Here is a 23,984-nt window from a genome sequence, read left to right on the forward strand (position 1 = left end):
TTCACCGGCGCTGCAGCATGGCGCCGAGGCTGCATCGGCCTGCGGCTGGGGTGTTTGGGCGGCGTGAGGCGCCCTGCGGAGATGGCGGGAAAACCTACTGGCTATGCCGCTGCTGCCTGCAGCCCATTGCGGAAATGCGCCTGCATGGTCTGCGTAGCCGCCACCGCATCGCGTGCGCGCAGCGCCGCCATGATGGCGCCGTGCTCGGCGAGTGAGTCTTCGATACGCCCTTGCTTGAACAGCGAGTTGTGGCGGTTGAGCTTCATGACCTTGCGCAGGTCGGTCACCATCTGATCGCGCCAGCGGTTATCGGCCAGCGCCAGGAGCTGAAGGTGAAAGCGTTCATTCACCGCGAAGAACTTCTCGCGATCATCGATACAGGCGGCCAGCTCGTCGTGCAATGCCTGCAGCGTTTGCAGCTGGGCATCGGTGGCGTTGCGCGCCACCACGCCTGCGGCGTCGCTCTCGAGCAGCGACAGCAGGTGGTACACGTCACGCAGGTCTTTCTCGCTCATCTCCGTCACGTAGGCGCCGCGCCGTACCTTCATCGTCACCAGTCCCTCGGCCGCCAGCACCTTCAGCGCTTCGCGCAGCGGCGTGCGGCTGATGCCGAACTCCTCGGCGATCTTCAGCTCGTCGATCCAGCCGCCCGGCTCCAACTCGCGGCGGAAAATGCGCTGGCGCAACTGTTCCGCCACCTGTTCGTAGAGCGCGCGGGGGGTGAGGGTGACTGCAGACATGGCGGAACTGTAGTGCAAAAAACTAAGAATTAATAATTACAGATCGGGTAAACTTGCGCAATCGTGCGAACAGCAGCGAGCAAATCCGCCCCTTCTTGCCAAATTTGCGAAAGCATCACCGCCATGAGCAGCCCATCCGAACCTACTTTCCAGACTTCCAGCCTTGCTGACTGGGCCAAGGCCGCCGCCAAGTCGGCGCCGGGCGGTGACGTGAACGCCCTGAACTGGGTCACGCCCGACGGCATCACCGTCAAGCCGCTGTACACAGCCGAAGACACGCAGGCGCTGCCCTACGCCAACACGCTGCCCGGCTTTGAGCCCTACATGCGCGGCCCGCAGGCCACGATGTATGCCGTGCGCCCCTGGACCATCCGCCAGTACGCCGGTTTCTCGACCGCTGAAGAGTCCAATGCGTTCTACCGCAAGGCCCTGGCAGCAGGCGGGCAGGGCGTTTCGGTGGCGTTCGATCTGGCAACGCACCGCGGCTACGACAGTGACCATCCGCGCGTGACGGGTGACGTCGGCAAGGCGGGCGTCGCCATCGACAGCGTGGAGGACATGAAGATCCTGTTCGACGGCATTCCGCTCGACAAGGTGTCGGTCTCCATGACCATGAACGGTGCCGTACTGCCCGTGCTGGCTGGCTACGTCGTCGCGGCCGAGGAGCAGGGCGTTTCGCAGGACAAGCTGTCCGGGACCATCCAGAACGACATTCTCAAGGAGTTCATGGTCCGCAACACCTACATCTATCCGCCGAAGCCGTCGATGCGCATCATCGGCGACATCATCGAGTACACGAGCAAGAACATGCCCAAGTTCAACTCGATCTCGATCTCGGGCTACCACATGCAGGAAGCCGGCGCCAACCAGGCGCTGGAGCTGGCCTTCACCCTGGCCGACGGCAAAGAATATGTGAAGACGGCCATTGCCAAGGGCATGGACGTAGATGATTTCGCGGGCCGCCTGTCGTTCTTCTGGGCGATCGGCATGAACTTCTACCTGGAAATCGCCAAGATGCGCGCCGCGCGCCTGCTGTGGTGCCGCATCATGAAGGGGTTTGACGCCAAGAAGCCCAAGAGCCTGATGCTGCGCACGCACTGCCAGACCTCGGGCTGGTCGCTGACCGAGCAAGACCCGTACAACAACGTGGTGCGCACCACCATCGAGGCCATGGCGGCGGTGTTTGGCGGCACGCAAAGCCTGCACACCAATGCCCTGGACGAAGCCATTGCACTGCCGACTGAGTTCTCGGCCCGCATCGCGCGCAACACGCAGCTCATCATCCAGGAAGAGACCCACATCACCAACGTGATCGACCCCTGGGCCGGCTCCTACATGATGGAGAAGCTCACCCAGGACATGGCCGACGCCGCCTGGAAGATCATCGAGGAAGTCGAGGCCATGGGCGGCATGACGGCCGCCGTGGACAGCGGCTGGGCCAAGCTCAAGATCGAAGCCGCAGCTGCTGAGAAGCAGGCGCGCATCGACTCGGGCAAGGAAGTCATCGTCGGTGTGAACAAGTACAAGCTGGCCAAGGAAGACCCGGTCGACATCCTGGAGGTGGACAACATCAAGGTGCGCGACAGCCAGATTGCCCGCCTCAACGCCATCAAGGCAAAACGCGACCAAAAAGCCGTGGAGCAAGCGCTGGCTGCTCTCACTTCTGCAGCAGAAAGCGGCCAGGGCAACCTGCTTGACCTGTCGATCCAGGCCATCCGCCTGCGTGCCACGGTGGGCGAGGTGTCGGACGCGCTGGAGAAGGTTTTCGGGCGCCACCGCGCCGATACGCAAAAGGTGACCGGTGTGTACGCTGCTGCATACGACTCGGCCGAAGGCTGGGAAAAGCTCAAGGGCGAAATCAGCGCCTTCGCCGACGCACAGGGCCGCCGCCCGCGCGTGATGATCGCCAAGCTCGGCCAGGACGGCCACGACCGGGGCGCCAAGGTGGTGGCCACGGCCTTCGCTGACCTGGGCTTTGACGTGGACATGGGCCCGCTGTTCCAGACGCCAGAGGAGTGCGCACGCCAGGCCATCGAGAACGACGTGCACGCAGTCGGTGTCTCCACGCTGGCCGCAGGCCACAAGACGCTGGTGCCGGCCATCATTGCCGAGCTGAAGAAGCAAGGCGCGGACGACATCATCGTCTTCGTTGGCGGCGTGATTCCGCAGCAGGACTACGAGTACCTGTACAACGCTGGCGTGAAGGGCGTGTATGGCCCGGGCACGCCCATTCCGGCCAGCGCCAAGGACGTGCTGGAGCAGATCCGCAAGGCCGTAGCGGCTTGAACGGGCAGGCGCCCTGGCTGACCAGACTATGAGCGTAGAAGAGCGCGTTGGCGCGATTGTTCAGCGCACCCAGCCTGCGGTGCAGCGCCGTGCCATGGCCAAAGCCATCACGCTGCTGGAGTCCACGCGCCCTGACCACCGTGCCCAGGCCGATGAGATGCTCACCGCCTTGCTGCCGCACACCGGGCGCGCGTTCCGCCTGGGCATCAGCGGCGTGCCGGGCGTGGGCAAATCCACCTTCATCGAGGCGCTGGGCCTGCACCTGATCGCCCAGGGCCTGCGCGTGGCGGTGCTGGCCATCGACCCGTCCTCCACCGTGTCAGGCGGCTCCATTCTGGGCGACAAGACGCGCATGGAGCAGCTCTCGATGCAGGAAAGCGCCTACATCCGCCCCAGCCCAAGCAGCGGCACCTTGGGCGGCGTGGCCGAGAAGACGCGCGAGAGCCTGCTGGTCTGCGAGGCTGCGGGGTATGACGTGGTCATCGTCGAAACCGTGGGCGTGGGCCAGAGCGAAACGGCCGTGCAGGGCATGACCGACATGTTCTGCGTGCTGCAGCTGCCCAACGCGGGCGACGACCTGCAGGCCATCAAGAAGGGCGTGATGGAGCTGGCCGACCTGGTGGTCATCAACAAGGCTGACATCGACCCGCACGCGGCTACCCGCGCGCAGGCCCAGATCACCTCCAGCCTGCGCCTGCTGTCGATGCACGGCAACCCCGAGCATGCGCACCACGACGCCGCGCTGTGGCAGCCGCGCGTCATCACCCTGAGCGCACTCAAGAGCGAAGGCGTGGATGACTTCTGGGCCGCGGTAAGCGAATTCCGCCAGCTGCAAACGGCCAATGGCCGCCTGGCGGCGCGGCGCGAACGCCAGGCGCTGGCCTGGATGTGGGAGCGCATCGACTACGGCCTCAAGCAGGCCTTCCGCCAGCACCCTGGGGTGCGGGCGCTGCTGCCGCAGATGCAGGCCGACGTGGCCTCGGGCCGCATCGCGGCCAGTACTGCAGCAAGAAATCTGCTCGCAGCCCAGGCTGGGTAAGCGCGAGCAGCTCACGAATACATAGCACAACGGATTCATACGAAGGACGAACCATGCAAACCATCCTCGATCAACTGGAGAAAAAGCGCGAGCTTGCGCGCCTGGGCGGTGGCCAAAAGCGCATCGACGCGCAGCACAAGAAGGGCAAGCTGACGGCGCGCGAGCGTATCGAGCTGCTGCTCGATGACGGCACGTTCGAGGAATGGGACATGTTCGTCGAGCATCGCTGCACCGACTTCGGCATGGCCGACAACAAGATCCCGGGCGACGGCGTGGTCACCGGCTACGGCATGATCAACGGCCGCCTGGTGTTCGTGTTCAGCCAGGACTTCACCGTGTTCGGCGGCGCGCTGTCGGAAGCGCATGCCGAAAAGATCTGCAAGATCATGGACCAGGCCATGAAGGTCGGCGCGCCGGTGATCGGCCTGAACGACTCGGGCGGCGCGCGCATCCAAGAGGGCGTGGCTTCGCTCGGCGGCTACGCTGACGTGTTCCAGAAGAACGTGATGGCCAGCGGCGTGGTGCCGCAGATCAGCATGATCATGGGCCCCTGCGCCGGCGGCGCCGTGTACTCGCCCGCCATGACCGACTTCATCTTCATGGTCAAGGACAGCTCGTACATGTTCGTGACCGGCCCCGAAGTGGTCAAGACCGTGACGCACGAGGAAGTGACCGCCGAGGAACTGGGCGGCGCCATCACCCATTCCACCAAGAGCGGCGTGGCCGACCTGGCGTTCGAGAACGACGTGGAGGCGCTGATGATGCTGCGCCGCCTGTACAACTACCTGCCGCTGAACAACCGCGAAAAGCCGCCGGTGCGCAAGAGCCACGACCCGGCCGACCGCATGGACCTGAGCCTGGACACCCTGGTGCCGGCCAACCCCAACCAGCCCTACGACATGAAGGAGCTGATCGTCAAAACGGTGGACGACGGCGACTTCTTCGAGCTGCAGCCTGAGTACGCCAAGAACATCATCATTGGCTTCGCCCGCATGGAAGGCCAGACCGTGGGCATCGTGGCCAACCAGCCGCTGGTGCTGGCCGGCTGCCTGGACATCAAGAGCTCCATCAAGGCCGCGCGCTTCGTGCGCTTCTGCGATGCGTTCAACATCCCCGTGGTCACCTTCGTGGACGTGCCCGGCTTCATGCCCGGCACCAGCCAGGAATACGGCGGCATCATCAAGCACGGCGCCAAGCTGCTGTACGCGTACGCCGAGTGCACCGTGCCGAAGATCACCGTCATCACGCGCAAGGCCTACGGCGGTGCGTACGACGTGATGGCCTCCAAGCACCTGCGTGGTGACGTGAACCTGGCCTGGCCCAACGCTGAAATTGCAGTGATGGGCGCCAAGGGCGCGGTGGAGATCATCTTCCGCGAGGACAAGAACGACCCTGTGAAGCTCGCCGCGCGCGAAGCTGAATACAAGGAGCGCTTCGCCAACCCGTTCGTGGCCGGCGCACGCGGCTTCATCGACGACGTGATCCTGCCGCACGAGACGCGCAAGCGCATCTGCCGCTCGCTGGTCATGCTGCGCGAGAAGAAGCTTGAGAACCCGTGGCGCAAGCACGGGAACATCCCCCTGTAATCGGCCACGGAGAACAAGAACATGTTTACGAAAATCCTGATCGCCAACCGCGGCGAAATCGCCTGCCGCGTCATCGCCACCGCCCGCAAGATGGGCATCGCCACCGTGGCTGTGTATTCCGATGCCGACAAGGAAGCGCGTCATGTCAAGCTGGCCGATGAGGCCGTGCACATTGGCGCGGCACCATCGCGCGAGTCGTACCTGCTGGCCGACAAGATCATTGCCGCCGCCAAGCAAACGGGCGCACAGGCCATCCACCCCGGTTACGGCTTCCTCTCCGAGAACGAGGCTTTTGCCCAGCGTTGCGAAGACGAAGGCATTGCCTTCATCGGCCCCAAGGCGCACTCGATTGCAGCCATGGGCGACAAGATCGCATCGAAGAAGCTGGCCAACGAGGCCAAGGTCAACACCATCCCCGGCTACAACGACGCCATCAGCGGCCCCGAGCAGGCGGTGGAGATTGCCAAGGGCATCGGCTACCCCGTGATGATCAAGGCATCGGCGGGCGGCGGCGGCAAGGGCCTGCGTGTTGCCTACAACGACAAGGAAGCGTTCGAAGGCTTTGCCAGCTGCCAGAACGAAGCCCGCAACAGCTTTGGCGATGACCGCATCTTCATCGAGAAGTTTGTGCAGGAGCCGCGCCACATCGAGATCCAGATCCTGGGCGACAGCCACGGCAACGTGATCTACCTGAACGAGCGCGAGTGCTCCATCCAGCGCCGCCACCAGAAGGTGATCGAGGAAGCGCCTTCGCCCTTCATCAGCGACGCCACACGCAAGGCCATGGGCGAGCAGGCCGTGGCCCTGGCCAAGGCCGTGAAGTACCAGTCCGCTGGCACGGTGGAGTTCGTGGTCGGCAAGGACCAGGACTTCTACTTCCTGGAAATGAACACCCGCCTGCAGGTGGAGCACCCGGTGACCGAGTGCATCACCGGCCTGGATCTGGTGGAGCAGATGATCCGCGTGGCGGCTGGCGAGAAGCTGGCGATCACGCAGGCCGACGTCAAGCGCGACGGCTGGGCCATCGAGTGCCGTATCAACGCCGAAGACCCGTTCCGCAACTTCCTGCCCTCCACCGGCCGTCTGGTGCGTTTCCAGCCGCCGGAAGAGAGCATGTTCCAGTCCGACACCAGCAAAAAACTGGGCGTGCGCGTGGACACCGGCGTGTACGAGGGCGGCGAGATCCCGATGTACTACGACTCGATGATCGCCAAGCTCATCGTGCACGGCACCGACCGCAACGACGCCATCGCCAAGATGCGCGCAGCCCTCAACGGCTTCGTCATCCGCGGTATCAACAGCAACATTCCGTTCCAGGCCGCGCTGCTGGCGCACCCCAAGTTCGTCTCGGGCCAGTTCAATACCGGTTTCATTGCCGAGCACTACAGCAAGGGCTTTGCCGCTGAAGACGTGCCGCACGACGACCCCGACTTCCTGGTGGCCCTGGCAGCCTACATGCACCGCCGCTACCGTGCGCGCGCCTCGGGCATCACCGGCCAGTTGGCCGGCCATGAAGTGAAGGTGGGCGAGCAATTCGTGGTCGTCACCCTGGGCCAGGAAGGCAAGAACCAGCACACCGAGGTATCGGTGACCGACTTCGAGATGGACGGCAAGACCCGCTCCAGCGCCGTGTCGGTGAACGGCAAGAGCTACCAGATCAGCAGCGAAGCCACGCTGGGCCAAATTCGCGTGCAAGGCCAGTGCAACGGCATGGGCTTCACCGCCCAGGTGGAGCGCGGCGCGGGCAAGAACCCGCTGGCCCTGCGCATCCAGCACAACGGCACGCAGATCGAGACCATGGTGCTCTCGCCCCTGGGCGCACGCCTGCTGGCACTGATGCCCTACAAGGCGCCGCCAGACCTGTCCAAGTTCCTGCTCTCGCCCATGCCCGGCCTGCTGGTCGACGTGGCCGTGCAGCCGGGCCAGAAGGTGCAGGCCGGTGAAAAGCTGGCCGTGATCGAAGCCATGAAGATGGAAAACATCCTCTTTGCTGCGCAGGATGGCGTGGTGGGCAAGATCGTGGCCGGCAAGGGCGAGTCGCTGGCGGTGGACCAGGTCATCCTGGAATTTCAATGAAATATGCCTCCAGCGCTTTCCAGTAAAGCGCTGGCAGCTATCAGATGAGGAGCATCCAATGACCCGCCCCTTTAAAGTGCTGGGCATCCAGCAAGTCGCCATCGGCGGTACCGACAAGGGCCGCATGAAGAAGCTGTGGGTGGACATGCTGGGCCTGCAGCAGACCGGCACGTTCCAAAGCGAGCGCGAGAACGTCGATGAGGACATCCTGGCCATGGGGCAGGGCGCCTTCAAGGTCGAGGTGGACATCATGCAGCCGCTCGACATCGAGAAGAAGCCCGCCGTGCACACCACGCCGCTGAACCACATCGGCCTGTGGATCGACGACCTGCCCAAGGCCGTGGAATGGCTCACGGCCCAGGGCGTGCGCTTTGCGCCCGGCGGCATCCGCAAAGGTGCAGCCGGCTACGACATCACGTTCCTGCACCCCAAGAGCAATGACGAGTTCCCGATCGCGGGTGAGGGCGTGCTGATTGAGCTGGTGCAGGCGCCGCCGGAAGTGATTGCTGCACTCGGCTGACGCTCTTTTTGCCCTCTAGCGCCCATGCAATAAGCGCTAAAAGCTATTGAATAGATAGCGCTTTCAAGCGCCGTATCCCGTAAGGGGTCCGGCGCTTGTTGCGTTTGCACGCGCCGGGCATGCCTTGCGGACGCCACCGGCGCCGGCCCGCCATGGCAACTTGCATGAGGCGCGAGCCATGGCCCGGCAGCAGGGTTGCGCAGCATTTCGCAAGCAGGGAAAAAAACTGTGAGCAGCCGATATATTGGAGAACCCGACGACACGGAGACTCCCATGCGCCTGCTTCAGCCTCTGCACGTCCACCTCTCCACGCTGTTTTTCACGCTGACGTTGCTGGTTGGGTGTTTGATTGGCGGGCTTGGCTACTACATGAGCGCCAGCATGGTGCAAACCGCCGCCAGCGAGCAGTGGGAGCGCATGGGCCAGTCCGTGCAGCAGGAGCTGCGCAACACCCTGGAGCCTGCCGAAATGGCGCTGCAGTTTCTGCGCGTACACCGCATTACCTTGGCGGATTCGTTGCCGCAGCGGCTCGACAGCCTGAGCGTCATGTCCCAGGTGCTCAAGGGGGCCTCCGTCATCAGTGCCGTCTACGTGGGCTATCCGAACGGCGATTTCTTCCTGCTGCGGCGCCTGGATGAAAGCGACCACGCCTTGCTGGATGCGCCGCCGGCGGCACGGTTTGTGGTCCAGAGCATCGCCCACGGCATCGAGCCGGCCGGGTACTACATCTACCTGGGCGCGCAAGGTGAAATCATCCAGCGCACCGAGCGCCAGGGGTATGGCAATGCCTACGACCCGCGCACCCGCGGCTGGTGGCGGCAGGCCCAGTCTGCCAAAGGCGTGGTACAAACCCGCCCCTATGTGTTCTACACCACGCGCTCGGTGGGCATCACGCTCGCGGCTGCGGCGCAGGAAGGGGGCGCCGTGGTGGGTGCCGATATCAACCTGGCTACGTTGGGCGCCTTCCTAGCGCGCCACAAAGTCACGCCCAGTACCGAACTGGCCTTGGTGAATGGCGAGGGCGAACTGGTGGCCCATGAGCGCATTGCCGCGCTGCTGCATGCCGGTGAGCGCCGTGGCGCCATGCCGCAGCTGGCCGAATTGCGCAGTGCCCCCCTGGCACAGCTTTTCCAGCAGCCGCTGAGCCGCCAGGAACGTGCGCTGAGCCGGTATGTCGATGGCAGCGGCGCGGTGTGGCGCACGGCGGCCGTGCGCATGTTCATGGAGGAGTCGCAGGACTTGCGCTTGCTCATGGCCATTCCCGATGCCGAGCTGACCGCCGACGCCCGGCGCCAGCTGAAATGGTCTGCCCTGGCCACCTTGCTGATCATCGTGCTGTCGATCCCCCTGACCTGGGTGCTGGCACGCGCGATTTCTCAGCCCTTGCGCCGCCTGGTGCGCGATGTGGATGCCATCCGGCATTTCGATTTCCAGCAGCCCATCCAGGTCACGCCCCTGGTCAAGGAGACCCGCGACCTTGCCGTGACGCTGCAAGGCATGCAGGCCACCATCCGGAGGTTTCTCGATCTGAGCATGGCCGTCGCCTCCGAGGAGCAGTTCGACCGCCTCCTGCCGCGCTTGCTGCGCGAAACGGTGCTCACTGCCGGCGCTGCGACGGGGGTGCTGTACCTGGCCGATGGCCAGCGGCTGGTGCCTTCCAGCGCCTTGTGCCCCGATGGCACGGCACTCGATACCCAGGCGCTTGCGCAACTGGCGGCCCCCCAGATGCCCGGCCCGGCAGCGCCCGGCGCGGGCGAAGACGCGTCCACCGCCGGCCCTTTGATGGATACGGCCCTCTCCGAAGGGCGTGTGTGCAGCCGGCCCATCACCGCGGAGGACCTGGACGCATTGCGCCTGCAGGTCCCGGGGCTGGCCGAGGGACTGGCGCATGGCGTTGCGATTCCCTTGCTGAACCGGCGGCGCGAATGTGTGGGCGCCATGCTGCTACTGCTCAAGCGCCCGCCCGAGGGCGCACAGGTCTCTTTTGTGGCGGCCCTGTCCGGCACGGCCGCCGTCTCGCTGGAGGCCCGTGCACTGATCCAGGAGCAAAAGCAGCTGTTCGAGGCGTTCATTCAGTTGATAGCCGGGGCCATCGATGCCAAGAGTCCCTACACCGGCGGCCATTGCGCGCGCGTTCCTGAGCTGGCCAAGATGCTGGCCCAGGCCGCCTGTGCCCAGACCGAGGGGCCGTTTGCAGCCTTTCAGCTCAGCGCACAGGACTGGGAAGCGGTGCACATGGCCGCGTGGCTGCACGACTGCGGCAAAGTCACCACGCCGGAATACGTGGTGGACAAGGCGACGAAGCTGGAAACCATCTACGACCGCATCCACGAAGTACGCATGCGCTTCGAGGTGCTCAAGCGCGACGCGCAGATCGCCATGCACGAAGCCATGGCTGCGGGCGTGCCACCGGCCCAGGCGCGCGGAGATGGAGCAGGCATGCCGTGTGCTGGACGAAGAATTCGCCTTCGTCGCCGCCTGCAACCAGGGCGGGGAATACCTGTCACCTTTGCAGCAGCAGCGGTTGCTGGACATTGCCCAGCGCACCTGGACACGCACGCTGGACGATGCCCTGGGCATTTCCCAAGAAGCGGCCCAGCGGCGCGCCCATCTTCCCAAGCCCCCCCCCAGCCGGTGCAGGAGCAGCTGCTGTCGGACAAGCCCGCGCACCGCATCGAACGCGCCCCCCAAGACCGCATCGCCCCAGGCAATCCCTGGGGCTTTCGGATCGACGTGCCTGAGCTGCTTTACAACCGCGGCGAGCTGTACAACCTGCAGGTGTCGTGCGGCACGTTGTCCGCAGAGGAGCGCTACAAGATCAACGAGCACATGGTGCAAACCATCAAAATGCTCGCGCGCCTGCCATTTCCCAAACACCTGCGCGCCGTGCCCGAAATTGCCGGAGGGCACCACGAAAAAATGGACGGCACAGGCTACCCCAGGGGCTTGCGCCGGGAAGACATGAGTCCTATGGCACGGATGATGGCCGTCGCCGATATCTTCGAGGCGCTGACGGCGGCGGATCGCCCCTACAAGCCAGGCAAGCGCCTGTCCGAAGCCCTTCACATCATGGCGCGCATGTGCCGCGAGCAGCACATCGATGCTGACGTTTTCGCCCTGTTCCTGCGCGCGGGCGTCTACCAGGCCTATGCCGAGCGCTACATGCCGCCAGAACTCATCGATGCCGTGCAAATCGAGAACTACCTGCATTGATGCACGAGGATCGGCGCGAAATGCGGGTAAATGGAGGCATTTGTGCGCGTGATGGATGCGGCGATTTTTGTTGGCTGCAACCTGCTCTCAAAAGCCTTCAAAAATCGCCATTTGCATTCAATGCACATTGAGAAATGCGGCAAGTTGCTGCAACTTCTTTTGGGGTGTTTTTTATGCTCACGGGGCGTGCATTGGCCGCTGCTTTGCGCCGAGAATCCGCCGCATTGCTCTCAGCCTTTCAAGGAGTAAGCGCCTCATGTCTTCACTTGCCCCTGTCGCTTCCGAATCCCCGCGGGACATTCAGCCCGTGCAACTGCACCGCCGTGCCAGCACCGCCGCACCTGCCGGCCCGTGGTCGGTGGACGCCATCCAGGCCCTGCTCGACAAACCGCTCATGGATCTGCTCTTCGAGGCCCAGACCGTGCACCGCCAGCACTGGCCCGCAGGTGACATTGAGCTGGCCACGCTGCTGTCGGTGAAAACGGGCGGTTGCCCCGAGAACTGCGGCTACTGCCCGCAGTCCGCCGAGTTCGATACGGGCGTCAAGGCCGAGAAACTCATGGGCGTGCAGGAAGTCACCGCCGCCGCCCAAGCCGCCAAGGACGCGGGCGCCACGCGCTTTTGCATGGGCGCGGCCTGGCGCGCGCCCAAGGACCGCGACATCGAGAAAATGAGCGAACTCATCAGCGCCGTGAAGGGCCTGGGCCTGCAGACCTGCGCCACCCTGGGCATGCTGCAGCCGCACCAGGCGCAGGCCCTCAAGCAGGCCGGCCTGGACTACTACAACCACAACCTGGATACCGCCCCCGAGTACTACACCGACGTGGTCAGCACGCGCCAGTACCAGGACCGGCTCGACACGCTGGCCAGCGTGCGTGCAGCGGGCATCAGCGTGTGCTGCGGTGGCATCGTGGGCATGGGCGAGGCGCCGGTACACCGTGCAGGCCTGATCGCGCAGCTTGCCAACCTGAATCCGTACCCCGAGTCGGTGCCGATCAACAGCCTGGTGCGTGTGCCAGGCACCCCGCTGGCCGACAGTGCGCCCATCGACCCCTTCGACTTCGTGCGCGTGATCGCCGTGGCCCGCATCACCATGCCGCGCGCCCGCGTGCGCCTGTCTGCCGGGCGCCAGCAACTGGGTGACGCCGTGCAGGCGCTGTGCTTCATGGCGGGTGCCAATTCCATCTTCTATGGCGACAAGCTGCTGGTGACGGGCAACCCCGATGTGACGGCGGACGAGCAACTGCTCGCCAAGCTGGGCCTGCGCGGCCACCGCACCACGCAAACCGCTGCGCCTGGTGAGGGGCAGGAAGAGGGCGCTGGATGCTCCTGTAAAGATAGCTGCTAGCGCTTTATACCAAAGGGCTGGAGGGGTTTTTGACCAATATTCACGGCCATGGCACATGGTGCGTGGCACGCCTGAAATAAAACGGCGCCCCTTGCCGTCATGGCATGGAGCGCCGTCGCGAACCAACGGGCAGCCGCCTTGCGGCTGCGGCGTCAGTCCTTCTTCATCGGGCAGGTGCTGATACCCAGCAGCGGATACGCCGGGCAGAAACGGAAAATGCCCGTCAGCAGCGGCACTACGCCGATGTACCCCCACCAGCCCACGGTGCCAGTGGCAGCCAGGGCGATCAGCACCAGGCCGACGATGATGCGCAGAATGCGGTCGATGCCGCCAACGTTGAGTTTCATGGTGTGTTCCTCCTTGGGGTTGGGAAAGTCAATCAGCCGAATGTCGGCGTGCTCGGCGCAGCCACGGGCTTGCCCGCGGCGGCCCAGGCGTCAAAGCCGCCAGCGATGGAGCGCACGTTCAGGTAACCCATGTCGTGCAGCGCGCAGGCCGCCAAGGCGGCGCGGCCGCTGGTCTTGCAATACAGCACGATAGCCAGGTCGCGCGGCGCCATGGCGGGCTGGCCGCTCATCTGGAATTCGAGCAGGCCGCGCGGCATGTTCACGGCGCCGGGCACATGGCCCTGGCGGTATTCGTCGGGTTCGCGCACGTCGATGAGGACGTCCGCCTGGGCGATGGCGGCTTCAGCGGCGTCCACGGGCACTTCCTGGATGCGCGCCTTGGCGGCGGCCACAAGGTCGAGGGCAGTTTTCATGGGGTGGTCTCCTCGGGTGGGGATCAGCAGCCGGGCTTCACGCCCAGCTTGCGCAGAATGCTTTCCATCAGGCACCACTTGGTGAAGCCGCTTTGCAGCAGGTTGGCCCCGACGAAGGCGGTGAAGGCGAGCCACCATTGGCTCATGTAGAGCGGGCTGCCAGGCAGGCCCAGGGCCAGCGTGAGCAGGATGAAGGTGCCGGCGATGATGCGCACGATTTGCCAGGAGGTCATGGCGTGGTTCCTTTCATGAAAACAGGTGAGAACACGTTCTAAAGGGCTTGGCCCAGCCAGCGCACTACGTGCGCCGGGCCCTGGTGGCCGGGTCCTTCGTCGAGGGTGAGCGGGCCTTCCCAGCCCAGCGTCTCGTGCATCCGCCCGGCGAAGTCGCCGCGCAGCTGCTCCAGGGTGTAGAGCATGTCGGGGTCCTTGGGGCCGCCGCTGGTGTGCTGCAGTTGCAGGGGGTGAAAAGCTTCCAGCAGCAGCCAGCCTCCAGGGCGCAGGGCTTGCTGCAGGCGCTGGTGGATGGCGGCGCGCTGGGCCGAGGGAAAGTGCACGTAGGTCAGTACCACAGCGTCGTAGCTGCCGGGCGCTGGCGCCCACGCGGCCAGGTCGGCCTGCTCGGTGGCCAGGGGCACGCCCTGCTGCTGGGCCAGGGCGCGGGCCTTGGCCAGGCCCACCGCCGAGCCATCGACCGACAGCACGGTGTGGCCCTGCGTGGCCAGCCAGACGCCATTGCGGCCCTCGCCGTCACCCGGCACCAGCACCTGGCCGTGCGCGGGCAGGCGGTGTGCCTGCTCGCGCAGGAAAGCGTTGGGCTGCGTGCCGTACTTGTAGCCGGCGATGTCGAAGGCCTGGTCCCAGAATTTCATGAAAAATGCCAAAAACGTAGGTGGATAAAGCGCTAGCAGCTATTAATTCAGTAGCGGTCAAGGCGCAGCGTCATTTCTCCAGCCGCACGATGCCCAGGGCCTTGAGCACGTGTTTTTCGTACACGGGTTCGGCGGTGCCGTTCTTCATCTTGTACATGAAGTACTTTTCAAATGCCACCTTGGCCAGGTGCACCCATTTGCCCTTTTTGAACCAGTTGACGTTGCGCGGCGGAATCTGCGGCAGCGCCACGAAGGCGGCGCCGGTGTCGCCCATATCGGCCAGGCAGATGGCGTTCCAGGTGGCCTTGGCGTCGGCGCTCTGGCCTTGCAGTTCGGCGGCGATGTTGTGCACGATGGCCGAGACCATGGTCTCGATCATGTAGCCGGTCTTGGGCGCGCCCGTGGGCACGGGCGTGACCTCCACCGGCGGAATGGCCACGCACACGCCGGCCGAGAAGATGTTGCGGTACTTCTTGCTGCGCTGGTGCTCGTCGATCAGCACGAAGCCGCGCGGGTTGCACAGCCCTTCGACGGCGGCCACGGCGTCCACGCCCTTGAAGGCGGGCAGCATCATGCTGTACTTGAAGGGCAGTTCGTGCTCCTTCTTCGGCTGGCCGTTTTCGTCCATCTCGGTGACGAACATCTTGCCGGCCTCGACTTTTGTCACCTTGGCGTTGGTGATCCACTTGATGTCGTGGTTGCGGAACTCGCTCTCCAGCATGGATTTGGAGTCGCCCACGCCGCCCAGGCCCATGTGGCCAATGTAGGGCTCGCTGGTGACGAAGGTCAGCGGCACCTTATGGCGCAGCTTGCGGCGCTGCAGGTCTTTGTTGAAGATGAAGGCGAACTCGTACGCCGGGCCGAAGCACGACGCGCCGGGCATGGCGCCAATGATGGCCGGGCCGGGGTCTTGCAGGAAGGTCTGGTAGTCGGCCCAGGCCTTTTCGGCGTGGTCGATGGTGCAGATCGACTGCGTGTGGCCCTGCACCGGGCCGGCGCCTGGCACTTCGTCGAATGAGAGCTTGGGGCCGGTGGTAATCACCAAGTAGTCATAGGCCAGGCGCTGGCCGTCGGCCAGTTCCAGGGCATTGCCATCGGCGTCGATGCGATCCACGCGCTGGGCAATGAAATCGATGCCTTTTTTGGCCAGGCTCGGCGCGATGGGGAGCGTGGTTTCCTTGCGCTCGCGCCAACCCACGGCAACCCATGGGTTGGAGGGCACGAACTGGAAATAGTCCAGCGCGTTGACGACCGTGATGCGGTGTTCCTTGCCGATGGCGGAGCGCAGGTCATAGGCGGCGGGCATGCCGCCCGTGCCGGCGCCGAGAATCACGATATGGGCCATGGTTGTCTCCTTTGGTGTAGTGGTTGCCAAGGCATTCGCGTGCGCTCAGATCACTGCGCGGGTGCCAGAGCCTGGTTGACGGCGCGCAGCCGCGCCTCGTCGAGCTGCCCCGCCAGCAGGGCCAGGCGCAGGTGGTCGATGAGCAGGGCACTGCGCGCCTGGGCCAGCGCCAGGGCGGTGGCTGCGTCGTCGTTTTGGGCGTTCAGCAGGTCGAGCAGGGTGCGGTCGCCCACCTCGTGGCCGGTCTGCGTGGCATCCAGCCGGGCACGGCTGGCCACCTGGGCCTGCTCCAGCGCATGCACGCGCTGCGCGCCCATGCGCAGGCCCAGCCAGGCGGCCTGGACTTGCTGCGCCACCTGTTCGCGGGTGCTCAGGGTTTCGGCTTCGGCCTTGTCTTGCAGACGCAGGCTCTCTTCTTCCTTGGCGCTGCGCCAGCCGCCGGTGTACAGCGGCACCGTGAGCTGCACGCCCACCATGGCGCTCAGGTTCTTGTTTTGCGCCGTGCCGTAGGCACCACTGCCGTGCAGGCGCTCCTGCCCGGCTTGGGCAACGAGGTCCACGCTGGGCGCGGCACCCAGGCTGTGTTTGCGCGCCTCGGCGCGGGCCGCTTCGGCGGCCAGCGTCTGCAGGCGGATACCAGGATTGCCGTCCTCGGCCTGTTGCTGCCAGGCTTCCAGCGCCAGCGCGGTAGAGAGCAGTTCGCTCGCCGGGGCCGCAGGCAGGCGTGCCTGCAGCGTGGCGGTGGGCAGGCCGGTGGCGTCGGCCAGCAGGCGGCGCTTGACGTCCAGGTCCACCTGGGCTGCCACCTGGCTGGCGCGCAGCGCCGCCAGGCGTGCGCTCGCCTCGTGCGTGTCGGTAATGGGCGCGCTGCCAACACGGTAGCGCTCTTGCGCTTCTTCGGCCGCCTTCTGCACGGCCGCATGCTGCTGGTCGATGACGCGCAGCGCCTCCTGTGCCACGGCCACGTCCAGGTAGCGCTGTGCGGTGCGCAGCATGGCCTGCTGCTGCTGCGCCTGCCATTGCAGGTCGGCCATGTCGGCCTGCAAGCGCAGTTGCTCCTGCTGGGCGCGGCGTTGCGGGTTGTACAGCGGCTGGCTGGCTTGCAACTGCCAGCGCGTGGCCGTGCCGCCCGTGATGGAGGTGGCGACGTTGGCACCGTTCGTGGGCCCCATGCCGGGTGCCGAGAACTGCGCGCCGTGCATCTGCGTCTCGCCGTTGGCCACGCCGGCCGCCGCTGTCAGTGCCACGCCGGGGCGCCACAGCGCCGCAGCCTGGTCGCGCTGTGGCTGTGCGGCGGCATGCGCGGCACGTGCCACGGCCAGCGTGCGGTCGTGCTGCTGCGCGGCCTGCCAGGCCTGCAGCAGATCGGTGGCTGCGGCCAGGCCGGGGAGGGCGGCCAGGACGCACGCCAGGGCCAGAGGGCGAAGGTGGGCGCGCATATCAGGCGGTGGTTTTCTGGGCGGCTTGGGTGAACTCGTCGAAGGCGGCGCTGGTGCGCGCGGCGTACATCAGCGACGGGCCGCCCCCCATGTACACGGCCATGGCCAGCGTTTCGGCCAGCTCGGCGCGGGTGCAGCCGAGCTTGACCAGCGCCTGCGTGTGGTAGCCCACACAGGGGTCGCAGCGGGCGGCGACAGAGAGCGCGGTGGCGATCAGCTCCTTGGTCTTGGCGTCCAGCGCGCCCGGCTTGCTCGCCCCCTGGGCCATGGCGGAGAAGCCGCGCAGGGTGTCGGGAATCTCAGCGCGCAGCTTGGCGATCTCGGCGCTGGTGTCTTTGATGATGTCTTGGTAGCTGGGCAACATGGCAATGGCTCCTTGAAAGAGGGTGGATGACAGTTTTTGCTATGAACTCAATAGCTGCTAGCGCTTGCTGCGTATGCCTCAAGTGCCAATTTGGCTGATTTTTTCTGCACGCCGGTGGTAGGCCGCGTAGTACAGCGTGGGGATGACGACGAGCGTGAGCAGCGTGGAGACCAGGATGCCGAAGATCAGCGAGATCGCCAGGCCGTTGAAGATCGGGTCGTCGAGGATGAAGAAGGCGCCAATCATGGCCGCCACGCCCGTGAGCACGATGGGCTGGGCCCGCGTGGCCACGGCATGCACCACGGCCTGGGCCATGGGCACGCCCGCAGCCTGCTGCAGCCGCACGAAGTCCACCAGCAGGATGGAGTTGCGCACGATGATGCCGGCCAGCGCGATCATGCCGATCATGCTGGTGGCAGTGAACTGCGCACCCAGCAGGGCGTGGCCTGGCATCACGCCAATGATGGTGAGCGGAATCGGCGCCATGATGATGAGCGGCGCCAGATAAGAGCCGAACTGCGCCACCACCAGCAGGTAGATCAGCACCAGGCCCACGGCGTAGGCAGCGCCCATGTCGCGGAAGGTTTCGTAGGTGATGCGCCATTCGCCGTCCCAGCGCAGGGTGTAGTCGCGCAGCGCGTCCTCGGGCATGGCGACGAAGGTCTCCTTCAGTGCCGCGCCGCCGGGTGCCTGGATCTGGGCGATGGCACTGCGCATGGCGAACATGCCGTACAGCGGGCTGTCGACGCGCCCGGCCATGTCGCCCTGCACGTAGTCCACGGGCAGCAGATCCTTGTGGTACAGCGGCTGTTCGCGCTGCGTGTCGCTCACGGTGACCAGCTCGCGAATGGGCACTGCCTGGCCCGCCGTGCCGCGCACGGTGAGCTGCAGCAGCGCGTCCAGACTGCCGTGGCTGTCATCGGGTAATTGCAGCCACACGGGCACGGGCACCTTGCTCGCGTCGCGCAGGTAGGTCGCGGCGTCGCCCGCCAGCCCGGCACGCAGCGTGGCAACGATGGCCTGCTGCGACACGCCGGCCAGCGCGGCCTTGCGACGATCGACCAGCAGCAGCTTGCGCGGTGCGGCGGCAATGGTTGTCGAGTCCACATCCACCACGCCATCGGTCCGCTCGAACACGGCGCGCACGGCTTCAGTGACCTGGCGGCGGCCAGCGGGCTCGGGGCCGTAGACCTCGGCCACGATCGGGGCCATCACCGGCGGGCCGGGCGGTACCTCCACCACTTTCACGTTGGCATTCCAGCGCTTGCCGATCTCCTGCAGGGCAGGGCGCACGCGCATGGCAATGGCATGGCTCTGGTCTTTGCGGTGGGCCTTGTCCACCAAATTGACCTGGATGTCGCCCAGCTCGCTGGCGGCGCGCAGGTCGTACTGGCGCACCAGGCCGTTGAAGTTGATGGGCGCGGCGGTGCCGGCGTAGGCCTGGTAGTCACGCACCTCGGGCACGGTGGCCAGTTGGGCGCCCAGCTCGCGCAGCACGGCGGCGGTTTCTTCCAGCGGGGTGCCGGCGGGCATGTCGACCACCACCTGGAACTCGGACTTGTTGTCGAACGGCAGCATCTTGAGCTGCACCCAGCCCACCACCGGCAGCAGCACCGACAGGGCGATCAGCCCGGCCACGGCCAGGCCCAGCAGGGCCCGGTTGCGCGCGCCGCGCCGCGCATCGAGCAACGGGCCAAAAATGCGCTGCAGACGCGGCTCCAACTTGGCTGCCAGGCCTGCGTGGCCATCAGCCGCACCCTCGCCTGTGTGGGGCTTCATCCAGCGGCGTGCCAGCCAGGGCGTGACCACGAAGGCAATGGCCAGCGAAATCAGCATGCCCATGCTGGCGTTGATGGGGATGGGCGCCATGTAGGGCCCCATCAGGCCCGAGACGAAGGCCATGGGCAGCAGCGCGGCAATCACCGTGAAAGTGGCCAGGATGGTGGGGCCACCCACTTCGTCCACAGCCCTGGGAATGCTCTGCAGCAGGCTGACGCCTGGTTCGAGCTGCTGGTGGCGGTGGATGTTTTCCACCACCACGATGGCGTCGTCCACCAAGATGCCGATGGAGAAGATGAGCGCGAACAGCGACACCCGGTTGAGCGTGAACCCCCAGGCCCACGATGCGAACAGCGTGGCGGTTAGCGTGAGCACCACGGCGAGGCCGACGATGGCTGCCTCGCGCCGTCCCAGTGCGATGAACACCAGGGCCACCACGGAAGCGGTGGCAAACAGCAGTTTCTGGATGAGCTTTTGCGCCTTGTCGTTGGCGGTTTCGCCGTAGTTGCGCGTTTCCACCACCTGCACGTCGTCGGGGATGACGGTGTTGCGCAACTGCGCCATGCGCGCTGCCAGCGCATTGGCTACGTCGATGGCGTTCTCGCCCGGCTTCTTGGTGATCTGCAAGGTGACGGCGGGGAACTCTTCGGGGCCCTGCTTGCCGGGCTTGCCCAGCCACACCATGCGCTGGGCCGGCGGCGGGCCGTCGCGCACCTCCGCCACATCTTTCAGGAAGACGGGGCGTCCGCCACGCGTACCGACGACCAGATCGGCCACTTCGTCAGCCGAAGAGAGAAACGGCCCGGCCTCCAGGGCGATGGTTTTTTCTCCGGCCAGCAAGTCGCCCACGGGCAAGCCCAGGTTGGCCGACTGCAGCGCGGCGCGCAGCTCAGGCACCGTCATGCCGGTGCCCGCCATGCGTTCGGGCTGCAGGCGCACCAGGACGGCGCGCCCAGGGCCGCCGATGGAGCGCACCTCGCGCGTGCCGGGCACGCGCTGGAGTTCGGCCTCAACGCTGTGCGCCACGCGCTCCAGGTCGAATGCGCTGGCGTCTGCGTCCTTGCCGTGCAGCGTGAAGCTGACGATCGGCACATCGTCGATGCCCTTGGGGCGGATCAGCGGCTGCAGTACCCCCAGGCCCTCGGGCACGAAGTCGGCGTGGCTGCGCAACTGGTCATGCAGGCGCACCAATGCTTCGGTACGCGGCACGCCCACCTTGAACTGCACCGTGAGCACGGCCAGGCCCGGGCGCGAGACGGACATCACATGCTCCGTGCCCTCCATGCCCGAGAGCAGTTGTTCTGCTGGGGTGGCGACCATCTGTTCCACGTCGGCAACGCTGGCCCCGGGGAAGGGGATCAGCACGTTGGCCATGGTGACGTTGATCTGCGGCTCTTCCTCACGCGGCGTGACCAGCACGGCAAAGACGCCCAGCAAGAACGCCAGGAGCGCCAGCAGCGGCGTAATCTGCGCCTGCAGGAAGAGGGCGGCAATGCGGCCCGAAATGCCCATTTTTTTTGCGGTGGTGCTCATGTCAACGCACCTGTGCGGCGGCCTGGGGGTCGATCGCCACACGCTCGCCGTCGCGCAGGCCGCTCAGCACCTCGACTTGTGGCGCAGCGCCCTCTGCCGCGGGCAGCGTGCGGCCCAGGCGTACCTGGCGCAGGCGTGGGCGGTTCTGGGCATCGAGCACGTAGACACCCGTGACCTCGGCGCGGCGCACCACGGCACTGGCGGGAACAACGGGCAGCGCCGCCGCCGCTGCGCTGGCGCCTGGCAACCAAAGACGGGCAAACATGCCTGGCGCTACCCCCTCCAGCCCGGCGGGCAGGTCCGCGCGCAATTGCATGGTGTGCGTGGCGCTGTCTACCGTGGGCAGGCGCTGGATATGGCGCGCCTCGATGGCGATGCGCCCGGTGCCCGGCAGCTCAATGGCGGCCTGGCCGGCCGAACCCAGGTTCTGCGCCAGCGTCTGCGATGTGGTGGCCGTAATGCGCAAGGCACGTGGGTCGTACATGCGCACCAGGGGGCGGCCCGGCGCCGCCATGTCGCCCAGCGCCACGGGTACTTCGCTCACTACCCCGGCGTAGGGCGCGCGCACCACGTAAAAGCCCGATTGGGCCGAGGCCGCCTGGGCCTGTGCCTGGGCGGCTCGCACCTGGGCTTGCGCTGCGTCGTACTGCGCCTGCGCACGCTCCAGGCCGGCCTGGCTGATGTACTGCTTGGCAAACAACTGGCGTTGGCGTGCGAGCTCTTTCTCCGCGATCTGGGCATTGGTACGCGCTGCCTCGGCCTGAGCCACGCTGGCAGCGGTGTTCTGCTGCGCGGCCTGGGCATCCAGGTGCACCAGCGCCTGCCCTGCCTGTACGCGGTCGCCCACGCGCACCAGCAGTTGCACCACAGCCCCAGGAACCTGGGAGGCCACGGTGGTGTCGCGCACGGCTTCGACCACGGCGTCGGCGCTGGCCAATGCGGCATGGGCTGGCGCTTGCACGCGCACGGCGGCGATGTCGGCCGCGAAAGCCAAACTGGTACTGGCCAGCAAGGCCGTCGCCAGCGCCAGGCCAGTCCTGGAAAGGAAGCGGGGGAGGGTGTGAGCGTTGTGCATTGTGTGATTATTTAACTAATTGATTTAATAGTCAACAAACACTACAATCGAACCCGCCGATCAGGCCATTTCCGAAGGATTCCCTCTATGAAAGACTTGCCGCCCGAAGCACTGGAGCAGGTCGCGGCCTATTTCCAGGCCTTGTCCGAACCCACACGCCTACGCATCCTGAACCTGCTGCGCAACAGTGAGTACAACGTGAGCGAACTGGCACAGCAGTGCGGCTACACGGTGGCGAACGTGAGCAAGCACCTGTCTTTGCTTACCAAGCATGGCCTGGTCACCCGCGAAGGGCGCGGCACCAGCGTGTACTACCGTATCGAGGATGCGTCGGTCTACGCGCTGTGCGACCTGGTGTGTGGCAGCCTGGCGCGTCAGTTTGACCGCGAGGCCCAGCAGCGCGCCCTTTTTAGTCCCCCTGCGCCCGAAGCCTTGGAGCCTGCGCCGAAAGTTCAGCACTAAGCGAAAAGCCCGCCTTCGTCGAGCAGCGCGTACACGATGTCCGGGCGCTGCTCCATGCTCTTTTTGATGGCTGCGGGAATGGCTTGGCGGGTCTTGCGGCACAGCCCCGGCTGAGGGTGCACGAGGACAGTGATGCCCCGCAGCGTGCGCACTTCCGCTGCGCTGGCGTGAATGCTGATCCGAATGCCAAGCTGCTCGAACATCCGGCTTTGCATATGGCGCAGATCCTGTAAATCGCTCAGGTTCTCAAGGCGCTGCAGCAGGCGCTTTTCTTCCTCCCGCGTGAGCCACAGAACCCGAAGATCCGCATCTGGCGCGTGCACCAATGCTTCGCGCTCGCATACACATGCGCCTGGAGGGCACTCTGTACGGACAGGGAAAGACGTGGGCGGCATGACGTGGGTGAGTGCGTTGCATTGTAGGCAGGTGAATAGAAGGTCTGGCGGCTCCTCTTTGCGCTGCTTGCTGCCCTGGCGCTGCTCTGGCTCGCGTTCTCGTCCATCATGGGCAAGGGCAAAAAGGCCGAGGAAGCCCAGCCGGGCAAAGCCGCCCCGGCGCCCACTGCGGAACCCCCACGCGTTGATACCACCACCACGGAATACTTCCTAGCCCAGCGCAGGCGTAGCGAAGGGACCGGGTGAGGACGGCGGCGAAGCCCTTGCCCTTGATAAATTGATGGCACTGCGGTATCCGCGCAGCCGGCCTTTGCCATGTGGCAGTGCTTACCCGAATTTGAAGAACGGCGCATTCGCAGCACCTGAGTCAAGCATTTCCTCAAGCGCCTTGAGTTGTTCGCGCAATCGCGCGTTTTCCCGTGCCAGCGCCTGCGCGTGTGCTGCATGGGGTCTCCTCGTTTTCAGTGCAATAAGTGACGGTACGCAAAGCTAGCACTGGCGCGGGGGTGGTCTGGGTAGACCGTTGATTTCATTGACTTTCCTGTTCGCTTTGTAAACGGGTATGGTGGCCTCCCACTTTTGAGGTTCACGATGCAGGGTTGGCACACAACGTTTTTGGGGATGCGTGGGCTCCCCCGCGATATCAGCGACTTCGAGATGAAGGCATTTTTCACCTTCGATGGTGCCGAGCGCGACGCAATCAATGCACGCCGAGGTGATTCCCACAAGCTTGGTCTGGCGCTCCATATTGGTTTCCTGCGCATGAGTGGGCGTTTGCTCGGTGCCTTTCGGGTAATTCCAGTAGCCTTGTGGCGCCACCTTGGCAACGAGCTTGGCATTGCAGCACCAGAAGTCGCCTCGCTGAGAGCCATGTATGAACGCGGGCGCACGCTATTCGATCACCAACAAGTAGCCTGCACGGTCCTTGGATTCCAGTGGATGAGCGAGCACCAGCGCCGCTCACTGGTACGTGAACTGCGCGACGAAGTGGCGCGCTGCGCCGACCGCGATCAGCTACTCGTGCGGGCGCGTCAATGGCTGTACAAGAACAAGCTGGTGATCGTGCACGAGCGGGCAATTCGGACACTGATTGCGGCGGCACTTGCCCAGCTTGAAGTTGAAACAGGCACCGCCATCGCCGCCAGCGTTGATC

At 65.3% G+C, this 23,984-nt stretch carries 21 protein-coding genes; 10 read left to right on the forward strand and 11 right to left on the reverse strand.

Annotation, left to right across the window (positions count from 1 at the left end):
* Positions 1-101 precede the first annotated feature (101 nt).
* On the reverse strand, positions 102-740 hold the full coding sequence (locus tag BN2503_RS07505; RefSeq protein WP_054256035.1) for a GntR family transcriptional regulator: 639 nt from the start codon (positions 738-740) through the stop codon (positions 102-104).
* Between the two features lie 123 nt (positions 741-863).
* On the opposite strand from BN2503_RS07505, the gene scpA reads away from it, so the two are divergent.
* From scpA to bioB, 8 genes are all read left to right on the forward strand, one after another.
* Positions 864-3,026, forward strand: coding sequence for a methylmalonyl-CoA mutase (scpA, locus tag BN2503_RS07510; protein ID WP_054256036.1), 2,163 nt, complete (start codon positions 864-866; stop codon positions 3,024-3,026).
* Positions 3,027-3,054: 28 nt separating this feature from the next.
* Positions 3,055-4,065 carry a methylmalonyl Co-A mutase-associated GTPase MeaB gene (gene meaB, locus BN2503_RS07515; protein WP_054256037.1) on the forward strand — a complete coding sequence of 337 codons (1,011 nt, stop codon included), beginning with the start codon at positions 3,055-3,057 and terminating at the stop codon, positions 4,063-4,065.
* Between the two features lie 53 nt (positions 4,066-4,118).
* Positions 4,119-5,651, forward strand: coding sequence for an acyl-CoA carboxylase subunit beta (locus BN2503_RS07520; protein ID WP_054256038.1), 1,533 nt, complete (start codon positions 4,119-4,121; stop codon positions 5,649-5,651).
* A 21-nt stretch (positions 5,652-5,672) separates the two neighbouring features.
* Positions 5,673-7,727: an acetyl-CoA carboxylase biotin carboxylase subunit gene (locus tag BN2503_RS07525; protein WP_054256039.1), complete on the forward strand. Its 2,055-nt coding sequence runs from the start codon at positions 5,673-5,675 to the stop codon at positions 7,725-7,727.
* A 58-nt stretch (positions 7,728-7,785) separates the two neighbouring features.
* Positions 7,786-8,247, forward strand: coding sequence for a VOC family protein (locus BN2503_RS07530; RefSeq protein ID WP_054256040.1), 462 nt, complete (start codon positions 7,786-7,788; stop codon positions 8,245-8,247).
* A gap of 273 nt (positions 8,248-8,520) precedes the next feature.
* Positions 8,521-11,460 (forward strand): HD domain-containing phosphohydrolase, encoded by a 2,940-nt coding sequence (locus BN2503_RS07535; protein WP_054256041.1) that lies wholly within the window; start codon positions 8,521-8,523, stop codon positions 11,458-11,460.
* 30 nt (positions 11,461-11,490) lie between these two features.
* Positions 11,491-11,709, forward strand: a complete 219-nt coding sequence (locus BN2503_RS19975) for a hypothetical protein (RefSeq protein ID WP_139235367.1) — start codon at positions 11,491-11,493, stop codon at positions 11,707-11,709.
* Positions 11,710-11,716: 7 nt separating this feature from the next.
* Positions 11,717-12,808, forward strand: coding sequence for a biotin synthase BioB (gene bioB, locus BN2503_RS07540; RefSeq protein ID WP_054256042.1), 1,092 nt, complete (start codon positions 11,717-11,719; stop codon positions 12,806-12,808).
* A 152-nt stretch (positions 12,809-12,960) separates the two neighbouring features.
* On the opposite strand, the gene BN2503_RS07545 is transcribed toward bioB, so the two are convergent.
* From BN2503_RS07545 to BN2503_RS07585, 9 genes are all read right to left on the reverse strand, one after another.
* Positions 12,961-13,155: a YgaP family membrane protein gene (locus BN2503_RS07545; protein WP_054256043.1), complete on the reverse strand. Its 195-nt coding sequence runs from the start codon at positions 13,153-13,155 to the stop codon at positions 12,961-12,963.
* 32 nt (positions 13,156-13,187) lie between these two features.
* Entirely contained in the window at positions 13,188-13,568 is a 381-nt protein-coding gene (locus BN2503_RS07550) for a rhodanese-like domain-containing protein (protein WP_054256044.1), read from the reverse strand.
* 23 nt (positions 13,569-13,591) lie between these two features.
* Positions 13,592-13,801 (reverse strand): YgaP family membrane protein, encoded by a 210-nt coding sequence (locus BN2503_RS07555; RefSeq protein WP_054256045.1) that lies wholly within the window; start codon positions 13,799-13,801, stop codon positions 13,592-13,594.
* Between the two features lie 38 nt (positions 13,802-13,839).
* A complete protein-coding gene (locus tag BN2503_RS07560; protein WP_054256046.1) occupies positions 13,840-14,439 on the reverse strand; it encodes a class I SAM-dependent methyltransferase in 600 nt (199 codons plus the stop codon).
* Positions 14,440-14,509: 70 nt separating this feature from the next.
* Positions 14,510-15,784, reverse strand: a complete 1,275-nt coding sequence (locus tag BN2503_RS07565; RefSeq protein WP_054256047.1) for an NAD(P)/FAD-dependent oxidoreductase — start codon at positions 15,782-15,784, stop codon at positions 14,510-14,512.
* A 50-nt stretch (positions 15,785-15,834) separates the two neighbouring features.
* Positions 15,835-17,223 carry a TolC family protein gene (locus BN2503_RS07570; protein ID WP_054256048.1) on the reverse strand — a complete coding sequence of 463 codons (1,389 nt, stop codon included), beginning with the start codon at positions 17,221-17,223 and terminating at the stop codon, positions 15,835-15,837.
* A 1-nt stretch (position 17,224) separates the two neighbouring features.
* Entirely contained in the window at positions 17,225-17,587 is a 363-nt protein-coding gene (locus BN2503_RS07575; RefSeq protein ID WP_054256049.1) for a carboxymuconolactone decarboxylase family protein, read from the reverse strand.
* A 78-nt stretch (positions 17,588-17,665) separates the two neighbouring features.
* Positions 17,666-20,899 carry an efflux RND transporter permease subunit gene (locus BN2503_RS07580; RefSeq protein ID WP_054256050.1) on the reverse strand — a complete coding sequence of 1,078 codons (3,234 nt, stop codon included), beginning with the start codon at positions 20,897-20,899 and terminating at the stop codon, positions 17,666-17,668.
* Between the two features lies 1 nt (position 20,900).
* Positions 20,901-21,974, reverse strand: coding sequence for an efflux RND transporter periplasmic adaptor subunit (locus BN2503_RS07585; protein WP_054256051.1), 1,074 nt, complete (start codon positions 21,972-21,974; stop codon positions 20,901-20,903).
* 87 nt (positions 21,975-22,061) lie between these two features.
* On the opposite strand from BN2503_RS07585, the gene BN2503_RS07590 reads away from it, so the two are divergent.
* Complete coding sequence (locus BN2503_RS07590) at positions 22,062-22,436, forward strand: ArsR/SmtB family transcription factor (protein ID WP_054256052.1); 375 nt, start codon at positions 22,062-22,064, stop codon at positions 22,434-22,436.
* Here the strand turns inward: BN2503_RS07590 and BN2503_RS07595 are convergent.
* Positions 22,433-22,831 (reverse strand): hypothetical protein, encoded by a 399-nt coding sequence (locus BN2503_RS07595; protein WP_054256053.1) that lies wholly within the window; start codon positions 22,829-22,831, stop codon positions 22,433-22,435. The genes BN2503_RS07590 and BN2503_RS07595 overlap by 4 nt on opposite strands.
* 591 nt (positions 22,832-23,422) lie before the next feature.
* On the opposite strand from BN2503_RS07595, the gene BN2503_RS07600 reads away from it, so the two are divergent.
* On the forward strand, positions 23,423-23,984 hold a 562-nt coding region (locus tag BN2503_RS07600), incomplete at its 3' end, for a DUF4158 domain-containing protein (RefSeq protein ID WP_148639737.1).

The sequence above is a fragment of the Paenacidovorax caeni genome (assembly GCF_001298675.1).
GTDB classification, from domain to species: domain Bacteria; phylum Pseudomonadota; class Gammaproteobacteria; order Burkholderiales; family Burkholderiaceae_C; genus Paenacidovorax; species Paenacidovorax caeni.